This is a genomic window from Clostridium sp. E02 (assembly GCF_003833015.1).
GTDB lineage: Bacteria > Bacillota > Clostridia > Lachnospirales > Lachnospiraceae > Lacrimispora.
In genome coordinates this window covers 110,670-131,444 of sequence record NZ_RJLQ01000015.1, presented here as the reverse complement: position 1 = coordinate 131,444, position 20,775 = coordinate 110,670, and the positions used below count along the sequence as shown (strand labels likewise).

20 protein-coding genes are annotated in these 20,775 nt (G+C 41.0%); 5 read left to right on the top strand and 15 right to left on the bottom strand.

Features of this window, described 5'->3' with window-relative positions:
• Together EFT72_RS19485 and EFT72_RS12715 are read left to right on the top strand one after the other, a co-directional pair.
• Nucleotides 1-247: hypothetical protein (locus EFT72_RS19485; RefSeq protein WP_206426649.1), on the top strand; the 247-nt coding region annotated here is incomplete at its 5' end.
• A gap of 610 nt (nt 248-857) precedes the next feature.
• Complete coding sequence (locus tag EFT72_RS12715; protein ID WP_124067299.1) at nt 858-1,088, top strand: hypothetical protein; 231 nt, start codon at nt 858-860, stop codon at nt 1,086-1,088.
• Between the two features lie 31 nt (nt 1,089-1,119).
• Here the strand turns inward: EFT72_RS12715 and EFT72_RS19285 are convergent, their stop codons facing one another.
• On the bottom strand, nt 1,120-1,293 hold the full coding sequence (locus EFT72_RS19285; protein ID WP_164473153.1) for a hypothetical protein: 174 nt from the start codon (nt 1,291-1,293) through the stop codon (nt 1,120-1,122).
• A 208-nt stretch (nt 1,294-1,501) separates the two neighbouring features.
• Here EFT72_RS19285 and EFT72_RS12710 point away from each other — a divergent pair, with 208 nt between their 5' ends.
• Nucleotides 1,502-3,130 carry a recombinase family protein gene (locus EFT72_RS12710; RefSeq protein WP_164473152.1) on the top strand — a complete coding sequence of 543 codons (1,629 nt, stop codon included), beginning with the start codon at nt 1,502-1,504 and terminating at the stop codon, nt 3,128-3,130.
• A 47-nt stretch (nt 3,131-3,177) separates the two neighbouring features.
• On the opposite strand, the gene EFT72_RS12705 is transcribed toward EFT72_RS12710, so the two are convergent.
• The 3 genes from EFT72_RS12705 to EFT72_RS12695 form a co-directional block, all read right to left on the bottom strand.
• Nucleotides 3,178-3,969 carry a VOC family protein gene (locus EFT72_RS12705; protein ID WP_124067297.1) on the bottom strand — a complete coding sequence of 264 codons (792 nt, stop codon included), beginning with the start codon at nt 3,967-3,969 and terminating at the stop codon, nt 3,178-3,180.
• A 268-nt stretch (nt 3,970-4,237) separates the two neighbouring features.
• Entirely contained in the window at nt 4,238-5,212 is a 975-nt protein-coding gene (locus tag EFT72_RS12700) for an AraC family transcriptional regulator (protein WP_124067296.1), read from the bottom strand.
• A gap of 104 nt (nt 5,213-5,316) precedes the next feature.
• Nucleotides 5,317-6,036: a LysM peptidoglycan-binding domain-containing protein gene (locus tag EFT72_RS12695; protein ID WP_124067295.1), complete on the bottom strand. Its 720-nt coding sequence runs from the start codon at nt 6,034-6,036 to the stop codon at nt 5,317-5,319.
• A 151-nt stretch (nt 6,037-6,187) separates the two neighbouring features.
• Here EFT72_RS12695 and EFT72_RS12690 point away from each other — a divergent pair, with 151 nt between their 5' ends.
• Nucleotides 6,188-6,883: a response regulator transcription factor gene (locus tag EFT72_RS12690; RefSeq protein WP_124067294.1), complete on the top strand. Its 696-nt coding sequence runs from the start codon at nt 6,188-6,190 to the stop codon at nt 6,881-6,883.
• 10 nt (nt 6,884-6,893) lie between these two features.
• On the top strand, nt 6,894-9,164 hold the full coding sequence (locus EFT72_RS12685; RefSeq protein ID WP_124067293.1) for a histidine kinase dimerization/phospho-acceptor domain-containing protein: 2,271 nt from the start codon (nt 6,894-6,896) through the stop codon (nt 9,162-9,164).
• On the opposite strand, the gene EFT72_RS12680 is transcribed toward EFT72_RS12685, so the two are convergent.
• The 11 genes from EFT72_RS12680 to EFT72_RS12630 form a co-directional block, all read right to left on the bottom strand.
• On the bottom strand, nt 9,154-10,509 hold the full coding sequence (locus EFT72_RS12680) for an MATE family efflux transporter (protein ID WP_124067292.1): 1,356 nt from the start codon (nt 10,507-10,509) through the stop codon (nt 9,154-9,156). The two genes, EFT72_RS12685 and EFT72_RS12680, sit on opposite strands and share 11 nt — an antisense overlap.
• Nucleotides 10,510-10,530: 21 nt before the next feature.
• On the bottom strand, nt 10,531-12,075 hold the full coding sequence (locus tag EFT72_RS12675; protein ID WP_124067291.1) for a peptidoglycan-binding protein: 1,545 nt from the start codon (nt 12,073-12,075) through the stop codon (nt 10,531-10,533).
• A gap of 354 nt (nt 12,076-12,429) precedes the next feature.
• Nucleotides 12,430-14,136, bottom strand: coding sequence for a methyl-accepting chemotaxis protein (locus tag EFT72_RS12670; protein ID WP_124067290.1), 1,707 nt, complete (start codon nt 14,134-14,136; stop codon nt 12,430-12,432).
• A 171-nt stretch (nt 14,137-14,307) separates the two neighbouring features.
• Nucleotides 14,308-14,727, bottom strand: coding sequence for an ATP synthase F1 subunit epsilon (atpC, locus tag EFT72_RS12665; RefSeq protein WP_124067289.1), 420 nt, complete (start codon nt 14,725-14,727; stop codon nt 14,308-14,310).
• A gap of 15 nt (nt 14,728-14,742) precedes the next feature.
• Entirely contained in the window at nt 14,743-16,137 is a 1,395-nt protein-coding gene (gene atpD / locus EFT72_RS12660; protein WP_124067288.1) for a F0F1 ATP synthase subunit beta, read from the bottom strand.
• 60 nt (nt 16,138-16,197) lie between these two features.
• Complete coding sequence (gene atpG, locus EFT72_RS12655; RefSeq protein ID WP_124067287.1) at nt 16,198-17,097, bottom strand: ATP synthase F1 subunit gamma; 900 nt, start codon at nt 17,095-17,097, stop codon at nt 16,198-16,200.
• Nucleotides 17,098-17,100: 3 nt separating this feature from the next.
• Nucleotides 17,101-18,618, bottom strand: coding sequence for a F0F1 ATP synthase subunit alpha (gene atpA / locus EFT72_RS12650; RefSeq protein ID WP_124067286.1), 1,518 nt, complete (start codon nt 18,616-18,618; stop codon nt 17,101-17,103).
• On the bottom strand, nt 18,615-19,118 hold the full coding sequence (atpH, locus tag EFT72_RS12645) for an ATP synthase F1 subunit delta (RefSeq protein ID WP_124067285.1): 504 nt from the start codon (nt 19,116-19,118) through the stop codon (nt 18,615-18,617). The genes atpA and atpH overlap by 4 nt, the downstream gene beginning before the upstream one ends.
• Nucleotides 19,099-19,599 carry a F0F1 ATP synthase subunit B gene (atpF, locus tag EFT72_RS12640; RefSeq protein ID WP_124067284.1) on the bottom strand — a complete coding sequence of 167 codons (501 nt, stop codon included), beginning with the start codon at nt 19,597-19,599 and terminating at the stop codon, nt 19,099-19,101. The genes atpH and atpF overlap by 20 nt, the downstream gene beginning before the upstream one ends.
• 50 nt (nt 19,600-19,649) lie before the next feature.
• On the bottom strand, nt 19,650-19,868 hold the full coding sequence (gene atpE / locus EFT72_RS12635; RefSeq protein WP_124067283.1) for an ATP synthase F0 subunit C: 219 nt from the start codon (nt 19,866-19,868) through the stop codon (nt 19,650-19,652).
• A gap of 25 nt (nt 19,869-19,893) precedes the next feature.
• Nucleotides 19,894-20,589, bottom strand: coding sequence for a F0F1 ATP synthase subunit A (locus EFT72_RS12630; RefSeq protein WP_124067282.1), 696 nt, complete (start codon nt 20,587-20,589; stop codon nt 19,894-19,896).
• Nucleotides 20,590-20,775 lie beyond the last annotated feature (186 nt).

Sequence of the window (20,775 nt, the reverse complement as noted above, 5' to 3'; positions counted from 1 at the left end):
AGCTTCTGCAAAGATCTGCTACCCTGGTCAGATAAGCTTCCGGCTAATTGCAGAAAATCATTGTAAAAACATGCCGCTCGTGGGAGCGGTTGTTTTTTTTTGCTGCACTCACTACGGAGCGTTTACGGATCATATTGCATATGATGCGGTTCCACGTAGTATAGTTCTGGTTCCAACAGAACTCATGAATGTTAATTTACGATCTGTATCAGCATCTGGATTGGAAGTTTCAATCAACAATGTCTGAATTCGTGTACCCAATGAGACTTCTCCTTAGCTTTTAAAAATGGTACTGCAGGTGGCAGCCGATGTCAACTGATGTAACCTGCTTTAAAAACGTATATATAGTGACTGGGTAAACTGGTTTAAGATCTGGAATTGATACGTTGGTTTCTATTATGGAGTCAAAGCTTAAGAGCAAACCATTTGTACCGGATACGTTATATCTTTTCTGTGGAAGAAGAACGGACCGAATCAAAAGATTAGTCCGGGAATCGGTTGGTTATCTTATTTGGTAAAAAAATTAGAGCAGAGAAATTTTCAATGGCCGCGTTCCGAAATCATGTATTGCAGGCGGATGAACCCCCAGTGCGCGTAACAACTGAAAACCGTACAGAAGATGACAATCATTATACGCGGGTCTACCGTACAGGAAACACGTATCACAATCATCAGATTGTCCTCTACATCAGAAATGCAAGTCATCCGAGAAAATTAATCCACTAGCAAAAGACTCACTAACATTCAGATTACAACATTACTTAAAATATTGACCAAGAGATAAAAGAAGAAGCGGGTTAATCGCCCATACATCACCTTCCACCGTTACAATATTATCATATAAAGGAGGAGATTAAATGTCTAAGCTCGAATTCGTAATTTATTTAATTTTTGCATATTTACCATTTGTATCAATTATAGCTGGCATAATTTTACTTATAACTGGAACTGTTCTTAAATTTAAAGGAGCATTCATCTATAAAAAAATCTTCTTAATAGGAGGGATTTTTATTGCTATTTTTTTCCTATGTATTATAGCAATTTTAGCAATGGGTTTCATTGGTGTCGGCCCTGGAATGTCTGATTAATCATCACCATGCCTGTCCACCTTCTCCGCCCTCAGGCGGTTCCCTCTTTATGTATTTGAGCTGCTCGTAACACAGGCAGCACATCCTTTGCAATTTGTTTTAAGATAACTTCAACCTCTTCTGACGTTGTGTCCTTGCAATAATCGTCATAGAAAAGAAAGGTTGTATCCCCTTTCTTCATCTCCTTAACCGGTTTGCTTGCCATGTCACCACCTCTTTCCTTCTGATTCTATGTCTAACCGTTTGTACAACTTTCCACATCCCTCTACTTTAACAACGCTAAGTCCAGCAGAAAGGTAAAAAGCCGCATATCAAATCCCATATTTTGCAATATTTACAGACAGTTTAACAGGTATGAAATGGACAATATCCCCATAAAATTAGAAAGATTGAGAAAGGGGGCGCCATATCATATGTCATATCTCATGTATCTTCGTAAAAGTCGGGCTGATAAAGAAGCGGAAGCACGGGGCGAAGGTGAAACATTAGCCCGCCATGAACAATTACTCACGGAACTGGCCGTTAAAATGGGGCTTTTAGTTGGTGCCATATACAAAGAACTTGTTTCAGGAGAGACTATTTCTGCACGTCCCAAGATGCAGCAAACACTACTAGAAGTCATGCAAGGCATGTGGGAAGGTGTTCTTGTCATGGAGGTAGAACGTCTTGCCAGAGGGGATACAAAAGATCAGGGTACCGTAGCCGAAGCCTTCAAATTTAGCAATACAAAGATAATTACACCCATGAAAACCTATGACCCCTCCGATGAATTTGATGAAGAATACTTTGAGTTTAATCTCTTTATGTCACGCCGGGAGTATAAAACCATCAACCGCAGAATCCAAAGAGGTCGGATTGCTGCCTTTCGTGACGGATGGTATATCGCAGGAACCGCACCCTATGGATATAAAAAAGTGAAGCAGAAAGGAGACAAAGGCTACACCCTGGAGATTGTTCCAAAAGAAGCAAAGATTGTTGAATACATCTATGAACTTTATACTGCTGGAGAACTACAAGAAGATGGCAGTCATGCACCATTTGGCTCCTATCAAATCCGGGATCGATTAAACGAACTAAACATTCCCTCCAGAACTGGAGGAATTTGGTCTGCTTCGTCCATAATTGACATTTTAAGTAATCCCATTTATATTGGATACCAAAGATGGCAATGGCGTAAGGTTATGAAACAAATGATTCACGGAACAATCATTGAGACCAGACCAAAAGATGAAAACTGTGAGAAAGTAAAAGGACGCTTTCAGGCCATTATAAATGAAGACAAATATAATTTAGTACAAAACATCAAAGCAGGGAAACCACTTCCAAACATTACAAATACCACTTTACAAAATCCACTTTCTGGTCTTGTCTATTGCTCCAAATGTGGTACCATGATGACCAGACAGCCAAGCAATACCAAACTTCGCTATGCCGTTCTCCGCTGTCCAAACAGCAGTTGCAACAATATTTCAGCCCCTCTTTCTCTGATTGAGGAGATGGCCATTGAAGGTTTAAATGAATGGATCCCGGAATACGAGTTAAACTGGCCAGAGGAACCTGAAAAAGAAAGCAGCACTACCCTATCTGTACTAGAAAACTCCATACACAGCTTAGAAGACAAATACCACCAGACAGTAAAACAGCTTAATAAAACCTATGATCTGCTGGAACAAAATGTCTACTCAATAAATACCTTTGAAGAACGTCATAAAACACTGGAAAATCAAGAAAAAGAATTACTTAAAGAATTAGAACATCTAAAAAAAGAAAGAAACTGCACCATAAATAGAAAACAGGCAAGATGTGACTTTATCCCCTCCGTCAAACATTTGGTTGAAGTATATTGGAAAATCGATGATATCAGACTTAGAAACTCCATGTTAAGAAATGTTTTAGATCATATCGACTACTTAAAGACAGAAAGAAATAAAAAAGGCGCTGGAAATACGGCAAACTTTACATTAAAATTTTATCCAAGACTCCCGGAAAGCAAGACAGGGCATCCAGCAGTTCGTCCACACCATTGTCGGTCTCGATGCTAATGAGCCGTCTGAACCCCTGTTTGAGTTTAATACTCTGTTATAAATATTTAATGAGGCATTACAATAAAAGTTGGAACTGCAGCAAACTTCATTTTATTATTTGACTGGCAATCGCATGATATGATAACTTGCTCTATTCCATCCTTATCCTTTTCAGCTAGATTAATATTCGTTCCTTTCATTGGGAACAAACAAGATCTTCCTGACTGCTCATCTTTAACTTTAGGTTCCATTCCTAACATAAGAGAATAATCTCCGTATGTTTTGTCCCATTGACTGGTTGTAATGTAAATTTCATGTATCCCAAGTGCGCCATTTGGATGTATATGGTCTTCGCTACCAACAATCACTGGCGGTTGAAATTCGCTCATTAAAAATGGCAAAACAACATTTTCAGGACAGCTTAGTGTCCATTTTAATTTGATACCATGACGTTCAATTCGTGCTTTTGGACGTGGGGCAGATACTATCAATCCGTTATTTCGGACTTTTTCTATGTTATTCTCATATTGGCATACTGGATCAGCATTCAACGCATAATCTTTTAATCCCTCTTCTCCCGGAAGGTAGAGTCCGAGGCGGGAAGAATAAGACTGATCTGATATTCCTATCATTTTAACTATAAACTTAAACACAGCATTAACAAGCTTTCCGTAATTGGTACAAAACAGTTCTAGAAAAGTTCCATCTTTCAGGTAGATGAGCGCATTGTGCATTTTCTCTGGAGGACCTCCTGGAACCACCTGAAATCCCATTTGACGGTATTGACTAATAGCAGTTTCAAGATTATCGACCTGAATTAATACATGCCCAAGCTTAAACGGGATGTTTTTATTCATATAACGCCTCCCTTATTCACCTATTTTACAGTTTTATCAATGCCCAGCTTTCTTTTGTCCGGCAAATTTGAGAATGCCTGCAAACAGACTCTATTTATTTGTCAAAAATCTTTCTCTCCTCTCTTTGATTAGTGCATACTAACCCATAACACCATTATACAAGTTTATTCCTCCCCTTTGTAACCAAATCAGGAGTATTTTATATCCAAATCGGGATAAAAAACCACTCCGCCAGAATTCTGGATTAGTTTTATCAAGTGACATTTATTCAGTTGGTTTCAGTGTCTCTGTTCCGCAATACTTGTCCAGGTGTCACGCCATATTTTTTTCTGAAAGCCGAAATAAAGTGCCCGGTATTGGCATAGCCCACCATTCCGGCTACATCACCGACCCTAAAATGACGCTGTTCCAGCAAAATGCGGGCAAGCTCCATGCGCTTTTCTAATATATATCCATATACCGTCTGCCCATATCGTTGCTTAAAACCGATTTTTAGCTTATATTCATTAAGATAAATCTTTTTAGATAATTCCGAAAGTGTCAGCGGATGCACAAAAGTATTATCCAATATCTCTTTTGTGAGGCGCAATGCAAATAAATCCTCTTTTGATAATGATAATTTATTTGCTTTATTTCCACGCTGATATACCATTTCATCAAGATATACTGCGATCAATTCCAGAAGTTTAGCCTCAAGGTAAAGTGGCTCCAGCCGCTCGCAAATGTTACTATCTATAATTTGTGAAAGAATTGCTGTAACATGCGGCGTAATAATATAGTGCTTCAAGTCCCCCAATTCCAACATGTTATAATGGTTGACTGCGTTTTCGCAATGCAGGCATTCAGCTACCCCTTGCAAACAAGCCGGATCAACTGAGACTCCAATGCCTTGATACTGCACCCCTTCTTCGTATTGACTAATACACTTCTCCGTTCCGCCGGTCATGATGCAGCTCTCATTGCGATCAATACTCAACTTTTTCCCAGGCACCTCATTCAAAGTCCACTCTATCCTTTCGCCCAAGCAAAAGGACAAAGTACAGATGCTAGATGCCTCCTTTTTTTCTTGCAAGATAGTTGTTGCTGATGGAATATAATTAAATATTGACAACCCAAGCAAACTGGATCGTGTCATATATTGAGTATGATTTTCATAAATGTTTTTTGAGAGTTCTAATACATTTGGGGTAATCGCTTTATCAACTATACGGCCACTAGCATCATATTTAATACTTTGTGTCATTAGATTCTCCTTATCAATATTTCAATCGTTAGTTTTGACTAACTTCCATTGTATCGTGCACTTCTTAAAAAGTCAAATGAGCATTACCTATAAGCTGTCGGTTCCTATGTATACCCCCATTCATAGGTCATAAGAAGAACCCTGTTTGCCGCTTCTCCCAACAGTCCATAATCGACTCCTTCGTACAAAAGCCCTGGTTGATCGGACGAAGTTTTCGGTGCCAGTGCTACCGTCACCTGATATCCGAATTGATTCATAATCTGTGTGGTACGTTTTACAAAGTTTGCATAACCAAGACGATCCCCAGCCATAATGTATTCAAAGTCAATATCCAGTCCTCCAAAACGTTTTTGCTGCATCGTCAGACCCAGATTAAAGATCAGGCGCTGCTGAACCTGCTGGTCATGTACAACAGTGGAAACCAGGTTGTTATTAAAACGTCCGTCAGGCCCCAGTGGGGTTAGGGTCAGTATTGGCCGCACTCCGGCCTCCAAAGCCCGATCAATCATCCATTCATCTGATATGGGCGGCGGAACCAATTCTCCCTGTTCTGTAAATCCATAAGAAAAAACATAGAGATCAGTTAGAAATGGAAGGGTTTCATCTAAATTATCTGAATTAATAAATGGATAAGCGTATCCAAAAACATAGAGAGGTTTTTTGTCATCAGAAGATAACTCTTCTCTGATATAAAGAGCCTGGCCAACAGCCAGGCGGTATGGAGGGGCGATTTGATTGTCATAGGTCAAAGCTTCCACGGATATATTTTGGGAGGCAGCGATGTCATCTACATTGTCTCCCAGCTGAACCACGTAAATACTCATAATAGCACCCTTACAAATAGAATTGATAAAGAATATGTGGGAAAATCAGAAAACATGATTGAATCAATTTCTTTTTTCTTTTCTTCAGAAAAAAGTAATAGGTTTTTTCATCCCATTCGTTGTATAATAAGGGAAAAAGGAGGTTTTTTCTATGCAGAATATTTTAGTATGTGACGATGATATACAAATCGTCGAAGCCATTGATATATATTTAACTGGAGAAGGATTTCATGTCATCAAGGCGTATGATGGTTTTGAGGCATTGGATCTTTTATTAGAGAATGAAATAGATTTAATGATTCTTGATGTAATGATGCCTGGACTAGATGGAATTCGGACAACCCTGAAGGTTCGTGAGACAAGCAGTATTCCCATTATCATTCTTTCCGCAAAATCAGAAGATACAGATAAGATTTTAGGACTGAACATCGGAGCCGATGACTATATAACCAAACCCTTTAACCCATTGGAGCTAGTGGCCAGAGTCAAATCCCAGCTCCGACGCTACACACAACTTGGGAATATGAATCAACAACCTGCCGGTCAGATCTACAAATGCGGTGGACTTGCTATTAATGATGACAACAAAGAAGTTTCCATTGATGACGAAATCATAAAGTTGACCCCGATTGAATATAACATTCTGCTTCTTTTAGTCAAGAACGAAGGAAAAGTTTTTTCTATTGATGAAATTTATGAACAGATCTGGAACGAAGAAGCCATTGGCGCAGATAATACTGTAGCGGTACACATCCGGCATATCCGCGAAAAAATCGAAATCAATCCAAGGGAGCCAAGATATTTAAAAGTTGTCTGGGGCGTTGGCTACAAGATTGAAAAACAATAGGAGTTGTTTTATGAAGAAGATAAAAGAATCCGTAGTACTCATGCATCTTCTCTTTTCCATTCTCGTTGTAATCGGGGTTTCTATCCTATATAACAACTACCATTACGGAGAAGGAATTAAGTGGATCACCCAGGAAACTTATGAAGACACGCCTGAGTTCACCCGGCAGTTAAAGAATGACATTGATAATATATTTAATTATGTGAAATATAAAGAAGTATTTGAAACCAATGGCAGACTTGATTATAAAAAGCCCATTGTCCGCGTAACGGAGGGTCCTGGCATCAGCAAAGAGTATACCATTGATGAGATGATCCGCCGAGCCAAATCCCAAGGCTATTATCTGAATGAACAGTTTAAAGTGAGCGGAGGGCATCCAACCACCACAGATGACAGTGATTCCTCTGTAAGAGTAGATTACCGCGCATATGAACCGGATTTTAAGGCCAGCGAACCGGGAGAATCATTCCTATCCATGGATAAGCTCTCCTATGAGGTTCTTACTCATCTTGGAAATTACTATGCTTTTTATTACCGTTTTATACAGAACCCCACGAACTTAAAATTTGAAATCCTCTATCAGAATTCAGAAAATGAATTTAAACTTTACAGAAACGTCCATGGGAAAAATCTCAACGATTTCAAAGCTATGGGAAAATATCTATACGTAACAGGCGAGGCACTTTATGTGGATTCTAACCTAACATCCATTCCCAAAAACGTCTCCTCTGAGTTAGAAAAAATGAACCCTTATAATAATGGCAATTATCATATGACCGTAGCCGTGGATACCTCTTATCCTCATATAGATGCGTATTCCAAAGCATCCCTCTCCTACGATCACATGCGTCTCATTTACATCATGGGAATCATCAGCCTTTTCGTGGGTCTTATCGGTAGTGGGATTACCTTATATCTTCTCATTCTGCATACCGGAACTCCTGCATACGAAAACAGTTCTCATAAGGAGAATCGGCTTGACAGCCTCCCTGCGGAGACCTGTCTGATCCTGTTTCTAATTGCGGGTTTCATCTCCATTTTCTTAGCTCAGCGGCTGGGATATAAGATCATACATCTTTTTCTTCCAGAAGAACGATGGTTTTACGGGGAACTTGTTTTAAGAGTCCTGATTTATTATTTTCTGGGACTCAACGCGGCTTTTAAGCTATTAAGGCAATACAAAACAGGAATTTTATGGAACAACAGCCTGCTGAAGCAAGGACGTGCTTTTTTTAATCTCTACATCAAAAACCATAGATTTACCACCAGAATCATCCTTGCGTACTTTTTGTTTCTAGCCTTCAATCTGACTTTAATCCTGCTGTTTGCCTATTTATTTCTTACCTACAGCACTTTGGAATCCAGAATCTTTATGGGCGTCTTGGTCCTCCTCTACTTTAGTATTATTCTCTGGGTTTTTCACCAAATGTATAAAAAAGCGTGGGAGACGGATCAGATTAATCAGGCTCTTTTAAATATTTCCAAAGGAAATACTGCCTATAAGATGGATACCAATCAATTCTATGGAAAAGAAAGAGAATTGGCAGAAAACATCAACCACATTCGAACCGGTCTTGAGACCGCTCTGCAAGAAAAAGTACGCAGCGAACGACTGAAAACAGATTTGATTACCAACGTATCTCATGACATCAAAACACCGCTCACTTCTATCATTAACTATGTAGATTTAATCAAAAGAGAAGGGATCGAAAATCAAAAGATTCAGGGATATTTAGAGGTTTTAGAACAAAAATCACAGCGCCTTAAAACATTGACCGAAGATCTTGTAGAAGCCTCTAAGGCAAGTTCCGGAAACTTAAAGCTAGAGATTAACAGCATTGATTTTGTAGAATTAATCTACCAGACGAATGGTGAATTTGAAGAAAAGTTTGCACTCCGCCATCTTGAGATAGTCTCCAACTTAGCTGAGGATTCTCTGTTAATTGAAGCCGATGGAAGATACTTATGGAGAGTGCTGGAAAATCTTTATAACAACGCAAATAAATATGCCATGGAACACAGTAGGGTTTACATTGATATTACAAGAAAAGAAGATATGGCTGTTTTCACCATGAAGAATGTCTCTGACAATCCGTTAAACATTCGCGCAGACGAACTGACAGAACGATTCGTCCGCGGTGATGTAGCAAGAGCCACAGAAGGCAGCGGCCTTGGAATTTCCATTGCCAAAAGTTTAACCGAATTACAGGGAGGAACCTTTAACCTGATCATAGATGGAGATCTTTTTAAAGCAGAAGTCTCCTTTCCCGTTAAGAAATAAGACGGATCTTTTCCCATCTTCCGGATAGATACCGGAACAGGGAGATTATATAATTGGCGATCCAGCCAAGTGGTACTGCAAACCATACGGCCTGGACGCCAATGACAGGAGCAAAAACAATGGCTGCTGTCACCCGAATGATTAGATTGACCAGGTTTGCAACCGTAAACGTCACCACATCGCCGGCACCACGAAGCAGCCCGTCAGTCGTTGTCTTTAATCCGATAAACACGTAGAAAAACGATATAAAAGTAACGTAATCTACCCCCGTCTTAAAAGCAGTCTGCGAACTCCCCTCATTTAAAAAAACACGAATAAACACATCTCCCCATACCTCCATAATCAAGCAGATAATAATAGCAAACGCTCCTGTCATAAAATAACACGACCCATATCCTCTTCGGACACGGTTTGTCCTTTTTGCTCCCATATTCTGAGCGGTATAGGTAGACATCGCATTCCCAAGTGCCAGCATAGGGACGATACAAATGGATTCGATCCGTGTTCCTGCCGCAAACCCTGCCATCACTTCTGAACCAAATCCATTGACCACAGACTGAACCAGCAGCATTCCAATATACACAATGGATTGCTGGAGGGTAGATGGAATTGCTACCTTCATCATATGAAGCATCATAGTCCAATCATAGAAATGAAAAGGTTCCGTTCGGTCATATGCCTTTAAGCGGTGAGCCAAAAACAAAAAGGAAATCACCGCAGAAATCCCCTGAGCAGTCAAGGTTGCAAGTGCAACCCCTGCCACTCCCATATGAAATTGTGTTACAAACAAAAGGTCCAATCCGATATTTAGTACAGAAGAGAAAATCAGCAGATACAACGGAGTTTTGGAATCACCCAATGCTTGAAACACTGATGCCTGCACGTTATACATAAACAAAAATGGTAAACCGATAAAATAAATGCTTAAATAAACCGACGCATCATGAAACACATTTTCTGGGGTATTCATAAGGCGAAGGATGGTTTGACTAAAAAACAGCCCCATTCCTCCCAAGAGAAGACCTACCACCAGAAAATTTATCAAAGTCGTCGATATGGCTGTCTTCATGTTTCCTGTCTGTCTCGCTCCAAGGAACTGGGAAACCACCACTGAGCTTCCAATCCCTCCCCCAACGGCTACGGCGATAAATACATTGGTTATCGAATAAGAAGCGCCCACAGACGCAAGCGCATCCACTCCCACAAAGCGCCCTACAACCACAGAATCGATAATATTATAAAACTGCTGAAATAAATTCCCAAGGATCATGGGAAGTGCAAAGTAAAACAATGCTTTTCCGGGCAAATCTGTTATCATATTAATTGATTTTTTCTGTATTTTCATACTCTATATTTTTAACTGAACTTATCCAAATATGCGCCATCCACAGATAAAGTTATTTCTCCACCAAGAACTTAACGACCGCTCTACCACACGTCCGTTGCTTGAGGAAGCATCAATTACATTTCCTCCTCCCGCCACAATCCCTACGTGTCCGCTTACCACTATAATATCCCCTGCCTGTAAACTTCCAAAACTTGTTATTTTCGTATATTTTCCTACACGTCTCCAGCCAGAAGAAGTGATATAACTTTGTCTGACTCCAGCTTGATTTAAGGTCCAATAAATAAAGCCAGAGCAGTCAAAGGAGCTAGGACCTTTAGACCCCCATACGTAAGGCCGTCCCAATTTGGATCTTGCTATGGATAACAGACCACTTACTCCAGACCCTCCCTTAATCGTTTGACCCTTTGAAGAACTACTTCCAGAATTCGCTTTCCCTGAACTAGAAGTTCCCGCAGATTTTATCTTGCTGCCGGTCAATTTGTTCATAGTCCTCTGACCAACTGTTCCATCCGCAGAAAGTCCATTTCGATTCTGGAACTCTTTAACCGCTTTCTCCGTTATATCTCCATAATACCCCGTTACATTTCCCGAAGCCAGGTATCCATATTTGTTTAACAGCTTCTGAACGCTGACGACGGAATCTCCCTGTTCTCCAAGTGTCATGCCATTGGGATGGGCGTTTCCATTGTTTAATGCGATCCGAGTGGAAGGCCCTAAATACCCGTCCACCACTAAGTCATTGCGGGACTGGAACTGTTTGACCGCTATCACGGTATCATTACCATATGCTCCATCTGGAGTTGATATTAAGTATCCCAGTTCCTTTAGGCGGTTCTGACAAGAGAGTACCACATCGCTCTTTTCCCCATATGCCAAATAGTTTGGTTTAATGTCCTCACTATAAAGTAAATTCATGGTTTGACGCCCTACCTTGCCATCCACATTTAACCCATTCACCTCTTGCAGCTTATTAACCGCAGCTTCCGTCTCATCACCAAAACAGCCATTCACCTGTCTTGCCTCTGCTAAGTACCCCAGCTCATAAAGCCGGCTCTGGATTCTGGAGATATCATCTCCCTCCACGCCCTTAGAAACTGCATAGTACTTGGCATTGGGAGAAAGAATCGAATTAAGGGTCTCTGGCCCTACAATCCCATCTTGATCCAGCCCATTCTGTCTTTGGTATACCTTTACTGCCGCCTCTGTCACATTTCCAAAATACTCCGTAGGTTCATCATTATCCATAAACCCCAGGTTCATAAGCTGTTCCTGGAGACTTGCAACAACCGGATGTTCTACCCCATTTTTCAAATACTTGGGAATCGGATTCTCCTTTAATTCTGGTACCTCTGCCACACATGGCAGTAAGGATCCATTCAGTGTAAGTTCCTGTAATTCTACGGGTTTTGTATCCTTCTCCTTAACAATGGCGATGGAAGGTGTGGCGTTTTCCTGACTTTTGTTCCCATTCTCCTGATTACAGCCCGACAGAAGAGATGCCGTTGCAGCCGCTAAAATTACAGAATAAGCAGCACGCCGTTTCATACTTTTATCTATATTCATAATCCAATTCCTTTCGTATGTAAAATCAGGTCTATTTTATCATAATTTTGTCGGAAAAGGAAAGGAAATTTGTTTGAGGAGAATTATAATCGACAAGATTCGCCAAAAAAGGGAAGAAGAGTACCATAGACAGGGACTTTTTCCATCTAGACGAATCCCCATGCCAGCAAGCTAGCTATTATTAAAATCGAGCGACAAAGAATAACTTTAACCAGCTTTGGGCGCAACATCTCTATAAGATTACACAATAATATGACTGCAACGTAAGGGATAAAAAGACCCTCAAAATCCATTCCTGTAAGCGTATGGATTTTGAGGGTCTTTTTTATAAATATTTATTTTATATGTAATTGCTTACTTACCTCGATACAGACGAAACCGCTCAACCAGCTGTTCTAAATATGCAGCCTGACTGGACATTTCTTCGCTTGCCGCAGCACTCTCCTCCGCAGTTGCTGAATTTGTCTGAACTACAGCTGCGATCTGATTCACTCTTCCCGATATATTCTCCACCGATTCTGCCTGTCTCTCCGATGCATTTGCTATGCGATCCACCGTATCCACAACTTGTTCCATGGTATCCTTAACCAGTAAAAGGGAATGAGACGTTTGGTCTGCAATGCCCATACCATTTGTCACTGCGTTAACAGAATTTTCAATTAACGAGGAGGTATTCTTACTTGCCTCAGCACTTTTGCTGGCAAGATTTCGCACTTCATCTGCAACCACTGCAAACCCTTTCCCCGCTTCTCCGGCTCTTGCGGCTTCCACAGCTGCATTTAATGCTAGAATGTTGGTCTGGAATGCAATTTCTTCAATTGCCTTCATGATCTTTCCAATCTCTTGAGAAGACTGATCGATCTCTTTCATCGCCTGATTCATTAAGACCATATGTTGATTGCTTTCCTCTATATTTATCTGAACCTGTCCAGTTAAATCATTGGCATTTTTAACGTGATCTGCATTGTCCCGGATCTGAACCGAAATTTCAGAAATTGCTCCGGTCAGCTCTTCTAACGATGTAGCCTGCTCTGTTGATCCCTGCGATAACATTTGAGCTGCATCCGATATTTGATCCGAACTCGCATCCACCTGTACACTGGATTCATGAATATCTCCAAGTGTAATATTAAAGCTTTTTAAGATTGTAACAAATGAATTTTTGATTTCTTTAAAATCTCCTAGAAAATCTGTGATTTCATCTCTTGGAACTGTAAGATCTCCTTTGGAAAGCAGAATCAAAATCGAGGAAATCTCTGATACATAGGAATCCAAAGTCTTCATGGTAAAGCGCAGGCTATCTGCTAAAACTCCCAATTCATCGATTGACTGATAGGTAATGGAATCCGCTGCTTTTAGATTTCCTTTTGACATCTCCCTTGCCGCTGCATCCAGTTCTTTTAATGGATTTAGAATGGATTTGGTCAGAAGCACAACAATTGCAAGCCCCATAGCCAAAGCGATTGCTAAAAACAAAACGCCTACAATCATAATGATTCGGCTCATTCCATTTGCTTTGTCAACAAAACCAGTTGCATCTACTGAAACATAATTGGCAAGTTCCAATACCTTTCCTTTTAATTCCTGATATTTAGGCTCATAAGATTGGTTCACTATGGTTCTAGCCTCGTCAAGCTTTTGATTCCCCGTAAGCTTTATTACCTTTTCTCTTAACTCTGACAACTCTCCAATTCTTTTTTCAATATCAGTAAGAAGATCAGCTTCTTCCTTTTTTCTTAACAATAATTTTAAGTCTGCTAGTGCTAGATTAATCTCCTTACTGTCTTGATCTAGGACATTTTTTGACTCCTCTGTAGCAGAGATTAGATTTGTTTTCTTTTCACTCGTCAACCGATAAAGCACCATCTGACTGTCTAAAATCCCACGGCGGATCTCCCACATTTTTTCGGATGCAGTATAGGGTTTCTCGTATAAATCCTCTACATTTCCTGCAATCTTATGCACACCATATAAAAGCCCTACAAGCGCGAAAAAAATTAGTAAAATAATCGTTCCAAATGATACAGTGAATTTCATTTTGATCTTTAGATTTCTATACACAACTTTACCTCCAAACAATTTTCTAAATTGTTGATTTATTCCAGTGGTAACTATAGCACTGATTTTATTTATCGTCAATCGTTACATTTACCATTCTAACGTAATATTCTGATATAAAAAGATACCCATGGACTAATCTTATAACTAGTCTATGGGCATCATATATAGCCTCTAATGAAGTTCATATTTGTGTTTCAATTGAAGTCTTGCCAGTGACCTGGCTAATGAAGCTTCTAAATGAGAATGCTCCTGTATGCTCTTGCCTTGCCTTAGTTGTTCTTCTGCTCTTTCTCTTGCTTCTTCGGCACGGCGTTCATCGATATCTTCTGGCAGTTCTGCCGTCTCAACTAGAAGCGTTACACGGTTGTTGACTATTTGTACGAAACCATTGCCAACGACTGCATGGGCCCAGTCTCCGTTCTCATCCATTAGGTCCATCTCTCCAACGGCCACAGCAATTACCATATCCTCATGGTGAGGAAGAACTGCCTTCTGACCATCTTCTAGAGGTATAATTAACTTCTGGCACAGGCCTTTGTAAAACACCTTATTACTGGCAAGAACCTGTAAAAAAAATGTATTGGTACTCACAGGCAACACCTCCAGTTAAGCCTCTAATGTTCCGGCCTTTTCTTTGACCTCGTCAATGGTTCCAACATTAAAGAAGGCTGCTTCTGGATACTGATCCATCTCGCCGTCAATAATTGCCTTAAAGCCACGGACAGTTTCCTTTAATGGTACATATTTTCCAGCAACTCCTGTAAAATTCTCTGCAACAGAGAATGGCTGGGATAAGAATTTCTGAATTTTTCTCGCCCGGTATACCGTGATTTTATCGTCATCACCCAGTTCTTCCATACCCAGAATCGCAATAATATCTTGCAGTTCCTTGTATTTCTGCAACAATTCCTGCACCTTACGAGCTACCTCATAATGTTCCTCACCCACTACATCCGGTTCCAGAATCCGGGAGTTTGATTCCAACGGATCGACTGCCGGATAAATCCCCTGCTCCACAATCTTTCTAGATAATACTGTGGTTGCATCCAGATGAGCAAATGTGGTAGCTGGAGCTGGATCTGTTAAGTCATCGGCAGGTACATAAACCGCCTGAACCGAAGTAACCGAACCATTCCTAGTTGAAGTAATCCGCTCCTGTAATTCTCCCATCTCCGTAGCCAGTGTGGGCTGATATCCCACGGCAGAGGGCATACGGCCAAGAAGGGCTGAAACCTCAGAACCTGCCTGAGTAAAACGGAATATATTATCAATAAATAAAAGTACATTTTTATGCTCTTCATCACGGAAATATTCCGCCATGGTAAGTCCTGTTTCCGCGACACGCATACGTGCTCCCGGCGGTTCATTCATCTGTCCAAAAACCAGAGCAGTCTTTGCTAAAACTCCCGACTCTCCCATTTCTGTCCACAAGTCATTTCCTTCTCTGGAACGCTCACCAACACCGGTGAAAATAGAATATCCGCCATGTTCTGTTGCGATGTTATGAATTAATTCCTGAATAAGAACTGTCTTTCCTACACCCGCACCACCGAACAAGCCTACTTTACCGCCTTTTGCATAAGGTGCCAAAAGGTCAATAACCTTGATCCCAGTTTCCAAAATCTCTGCAACCGGACTCTGCTCCTCAAAGGATGGGGGATCTCTATGGATGACCCATTCCGGTCCGTCCTTTAGTTCCTCTCCATTATCAATGGTATCGCCCAAAACGTTAAAAAGACGTCCCAGTGTCTGTTCCCCAACTGGTACCTTAATCCCGTCCCCGGTTGCTGTTACTTCCATATCCTTACACAGACCCTCGCTGGATGCCAGCATAATACAACGTACTGTGCTGTTACCCATGTGCTGGGCAACTTCCATAACACAGCGTTTCCCCTCATTATCCACCTCCAAGGCGTCTTTGATGTTGGGAAGATCACTGCCCTCTAAAAATTCTACGTCTACAACAGGCCCTAAGACCTGTACAATTTTGCCTATATTCATAATCTGTTACTCACAGTTGTGAGGACTCCTCCTCTCTCAATTTATTAAACGTACGATATCCTACGCTTTTTTCCTCTTCTTCTTTTTCTGAGCTTTGGCCCCGCTGATTACCTCAGTAATTTCCTGCGTAATCGCCGCCTGACGAACCCGGTTATAAGTGATCTCAAGTTCATTCAGCATATCCTGCGCGCTGTTTGTCGCTGCCTGCATCGCCATCATTCTGGAATTCTGTTCACTGGAATACGATTCTACCAGACCACCATAAACAAATCCTGCAATATAATTTGGGACAATGGCATCAATCACCGCTTTGGGTGATGGCTTCATCGTAATTTCTTCCAAATGTACATTTAAAGGGACACTCCGATCCAGTTTACACTTTGGAATCGGAAGAAGTTGAACCTGCTCTGCATCCATCTTCATTGCATTTGCCATTCTGGTGTAAATCATATGCACTTCGTCAAGCTTTCCAGACAGAAAATATTCAACGATTTGCTCCTCTATAATCCTGGCACGGCTCATATTCGGATTCTGCACCGTATATCTAAAATCCTGTTCTACCTGGATTCCTTTTTTCGTAAAATACTGCTGTCCCAGATTTCCTACTACAAAAAGTAAGGGATTTCCTCCCTTGTCGATCTGATCCTGGGCTAGTTTAAACACGTTGTGATTATACGCACCTGCAAGTCCTTTGTCTGCAGTTACCACAATGTATCCAATCTTTCTATCCTCTTTTTTTATCTCCGGTCTGGTGTCCAGATAAGGATCTTCAATGTCAGGAGTATGCCGTATAATTCTGGCTATGGTTCGCTGCAGTCCATAAAAATAAGGTTCCGTATCAGTCAAGGCTTTTCTGGCCCGCTTCAGCTTAGACGAGGAAATGGTATACATCGCATTGGTTATCTTCATGGTACTTTTGATGCTGTTCATCCTGCTTTGTATCTCTCTCGCATTTGCCATATCTTACACCCGTTTCTGTTTGAATTCAGCTGCTGCATCAACGATCTTAGCCTTCAGCTCGTCAGAAAGTGTCTTTTTCTCTTCAATTTCCTTTACAATCTCTGGATGAACGCTGTCAAAATACTCCAAAAGCTCATTCTGATACTCTTTGATCTTTGATACTTCCACATCAAGTAACAGCCGATTGTTTGCAACCACAAGACTGATGACCTGGGCATGAAGACTCATCGGGTGGGCAAGTGGCTGTTTTAACAATTCCGTTAAGCCTCTACCATACTGAATCTGCTCCTTTGTTGCCGCATCAAGATCCGAACTAAACTGAGTAAATACTTCCATCTCCCGGCACTGCGCCAAATCAATACGAATACTTCCTGCCGCCTTTTTCATGGCTTTTGTCTGGGCAGCACCACCAACTCTAGATACAGACAAACCTACATTGACAGCTGGTCGCATACCCGAGAAAAACAGATCACTCTCTAAGAAAATCTGTCCATCTGTAATGGATATAACATTCGTAGGAATATAAGCAGATACATCACCTGCCTGAGTCTCAATAATAGGAAGAGCTGTGATCGAACCTCCACCCTTTTCATCGTTTAAACGGCTGGAACGCTCCAATAGTCTGGAATGAAGATAGAATACATCCCCTGGATAAGCCTCACGTCCTGGTGAACGCTCTAAAAGCAGTGACAGAGCACGATAGGCTACTGCGTGCTTGGATAGATCATCATATACGATCAATACATCTTTTCCTTCATTCATAAAATACTCCGCAATAGAAGTACCAGAATAAGGTGCGATATACTGCAAAGGTGCTGGTTCACTTGCAGAAGAGGCTACCACTACGGTATACTCCATAGCACCGTACTGGCTTAAGTTATTTACAATTTTAGCCACGGTTGATGCTTTTTGTCCAATCGCTACATAAACGCAGACTACATCTTTCCCCTTCTGGTTTAAGATTGCATCTATGGCGATGGAAGTCTTACCCGTCTGACGATCTCCAATAATTAATTCTCTCTGTCCCCGACCGATGGGAAACATGGAATCAATTGCAAGAATACCTGTCTCCATGGGAACCGATACGCTCTTTCTATCAATAATTCCCGGAGCTTCGTTCTCAATTGGACGATATGCGTCTGATGGTATATCTCCTTTCCCATCTATGGGACCACCAAGGGCATTGACCACTCTTCCAATAAAATGATCGCCTACCGGAATCCCGGCACGTTTCTTTGTTCTCGTTACTTTACTGCCTTCTTTAACCTCACGGTCTGAACCAAAGAGAATGCATCCGATATCTTCTCTTCTAATATCCTGAACCATACCTTTAATTCCACTATCGAAAATTACAATTTCGCCGTACATCGCATGATCAATTCCATAAACGGTGGCAATGCCGTCGCCGACACTTAATACCGTTCCAACTTCCTGATCTCTGGCATGTGCGTCATAATCTTCAATTTCACTTCTCAATATAGAAATAATCTCATCTGAATTGATGGAAGCCACGTTTTTCACCTCCGCATTATTTTTTCTTCTAATTGTTTCAGACGTCCCTTTAAACTCCAGTCAGTCTCTATATCACCTACACGAAGGATAAATCCGCCGATTAATGTTTTATCTTCAATCAAACGGAATCTCACATCCTTTTTATCATATTTCTTGCAAAGCATTGCTTTAATTTCCCGAAGCTGTTCCTCTTCCGGTTCTGTTACATAAGAAAGGGATGCCATTAAGATCCCTTCCTTTTCGCAGACGAAACTATGCCATGCTTCAAATATGTGATCGACCAGATCCATATCCCGTCGATCAACCAAAACCTTTAAAAAGACTCTGATCTTTTCATCAAATATCCGGTCAATGATCCGGTGTTTGGCACTTTTTTTTATCACAGGGCTGTTAAGTGCCTGTTTTAGTTCCGGTACGGTTTTAAGTGTCAAAGCCGTTTCCTCCACTACCGTCTGGGGAATCGAACATTCATACAGCACCTGCCCATAATTAATTGCTGCCTGCGTCATGTAAATCACCTGCTTCTGCTAAAAACGAGTCATATAGGGAACGGTTTTCCATGGCATTTACTTCCTTGCCCACTACCTTCGCTGCAGCTGCCATAACTAAGCTTGCGACTTTTGCCTCTGCTTCTCGCATGGCTTTTTGTTGATCAGCTTCTGCTTTTTTTGAAGCCTGATCCATCACCCGTGCTGCCTGATCTTCTGCCTCTTTCACGATCCGGTCATACTGGTTTTTTGCCTGAACCTTTGCTTCTTCCACCAACTTAGAACCCTCTTCTTGGGAACCCGCCAGTTTCTCTTCATACTGCTTTTTCAAAACAGTCGCCTGACCTTCCATTGATTTCGCTTGATTCATGCTCTGATCAATCATTGCCTGCCGTTTGTTTATAACATTCATAACTGGCTGTATCAGGAAATGTCTCAGCAGAAGGTACAGGACGATGAGATTCACGATATTGTACACAAAGTTCATATCCAGTCTAAGCATCTGTATCGCCTGCCTTTCTAATATTTTTTTCCATGTTCTAGAAATTCTTTTTATTTAAGGAATAAAATGATAAGAATGGCTACTACGAAACCATAGATGGCAGTTGCCTCTGCAAGTGCACAACCAAGTAACAGCATCTTGCTGATCTTACCCTCTGCCTCTGGCTGTCTGGCAATTGCGTCTGTTGCCTTTGATGTTGCAATTCCGATTCCGATTCCTGCTCCTAAACCTGTAAGTACTGCGATTCCTGCTCCTATTGCTGCAAACATAATGTAATCTCCTTTTCTTTTCCTGTTATTCCAGTGCTTCTCTCATAAAAAGACTGGTTAAAAATACAAACACATACGCTTGGATTAAACCATCAAAAATATCAAAATACATAGAAAATGGAATAGGTATAATCGGAGCTACTACTAACTTAATCAGCTCCATAACTACAAATGCCCCTAATACATTTCCGAACAACCGCATACACAAAGATAGCGGCCGGATAAAAAGTTCCAGAATATTCATTGGGAGTAACATAGGCATAGGCTCTGCTAAGCTTTTTAGAAATTCCTTGCCACCTTTTTTGTGAACCCCCGAATATTCGATCAGCACAATGCTCATTATAGCAAGCGCTGCGGTGGCGTTTAAATCCTTGGTTGGCGGTTTAAAACCAATCAAGCCGATCAAATTGGCCACACCAATATAGATTGCCACAGAAATGAGATAAGGGATATAACGTCTTCCTTCCTCTCCAATCAGACCTTCAAAAAAATTGTAAAGTCCGCCAATGGCCATTTCCAACACCTGTTGCTTCCTGCCTGGATTCTCAACCTTTAGATTCCTTACCAAAATAATGGAAAGAAGAACCAGCGCTACCATGATGATCCATGTTACCACTACGGATTCCGCGACTGGAATTCCGCCAAATATGGGAATGGTAAAAACCGTTTCGCAGTTCAGTTCCTCTAATAACTTCTCTGCCAACTCCTCCGTAATGCTCACTTCCTTTCTTAGAGACTTATCATTGTATTAAAACGCATACAATGTGTTTCCTATATGGTGTATCATACTTTTATCTAAAAAATTTGTCAACTTTTTGCCCATTCTATGACATCCACTCTTTCCCCTTAATTGTTTGAACATTTGGAACAATTTTACCCTCTTAAATTCTGAAATTATTATTAAATT

Coding starts and splice junctions, on each gene's coding strand:
- EFT72_RS12715 (WP_124067299.1), top strand. CDS start 858: ATGTCTAAGCTCGAATTCGTAATTTATTTAATTTTTGCATATTTACCA.
- EFT72_RS19285 (WP_164473153.1), bottom strand. CDS start 1,293: ATGGCAAGCAAACCGGTTAAGGAGATGAAGAAAGGGGATACAACCTTT.
- EFT72_RS12710 (WP_164473152.1), top strand. CDS start 1,502: ATGTCATATCTCATGTATCTTCGTAAAAGTCGGGCTGATAAAGAAGCG.
- EFT72_RS12705 (WP_124067297.1), bottom strand. CDS start 3,969: ATGAATAAAAACATCCCGTTTAAGCTTGGGCATGTATTAATTCAGGTC.
- EFT72_RS12700 (WP_124067296.1), bottom strand. CDS start 5,212: ATGACACAAAGTATTAAATATGATGCTAGTGGCCGTATAGTTGATAAA.
- EFT72_RS12695 (WP_124067295.1), bottom strand. CDS start 6,036: ATGAGTATTTACGTGGTTCAGCTGGGAGACAATGTAGATGACATCGCT.
- EFT72_RS12690 (WP_124067294.1), top strand. CDS start 6,188: ATGCAGAATATTTTAGTATGTGACGATGATATACAAATCGTCGAAGCC.
- EFT72_RS12685 (WP_124067293.1), top strand. CDS start 6,894: ATGAAGAAGATAAAAGAATCCGTAGTACTCATGCATCTTCTCTTTTCC.
- EFT72_RS12680 (WP_124067292.1), bottom strand. CDS start 10,509: ATGAAAATACAGAAAAAATCAATTAATATGATAACAGATTTGCCCGGA.
- EFT72_RS12675 (WP_124067291.1), bottom strand. CDS start 12,075: ATGAATATAGATAAAAGTATGAAACGGCGTGCTGCTTATTCTGTAATT.
- atpD (WP_124067288.1), bottom strand. CDS start 16,137: ATGAATATAGGCAAAATTGTACAGGTCTTAGGGCCTGTTGTAGACGTA.
- atpG (WP_124067287.1), bottom strand. CDS start 17,097: ATGGCAAATGCGAGAGAGATACAAAGCAGGATGAACAGCATCAAAAGT.
- atpH (WP_124067285.1), bottom strand. CDS start 19,118: ATGACGCAGGCAGCAATTAATTATGGGCAGGTGCTGTATGAATGTTCG.
- atpF (WP_124067284.1), bottom strand. CDS start 19,599: ATGCTTAGACTGGATATGAACTTTGTGTACAATATCGTGAATCTCATC.
- atpE (WP_124067283.1), bottom strand. CDS start 19,868: ATGTTTGCAGCAATAGGAGCAGGAATCGCAGTACTTACAGGTTTAGGA.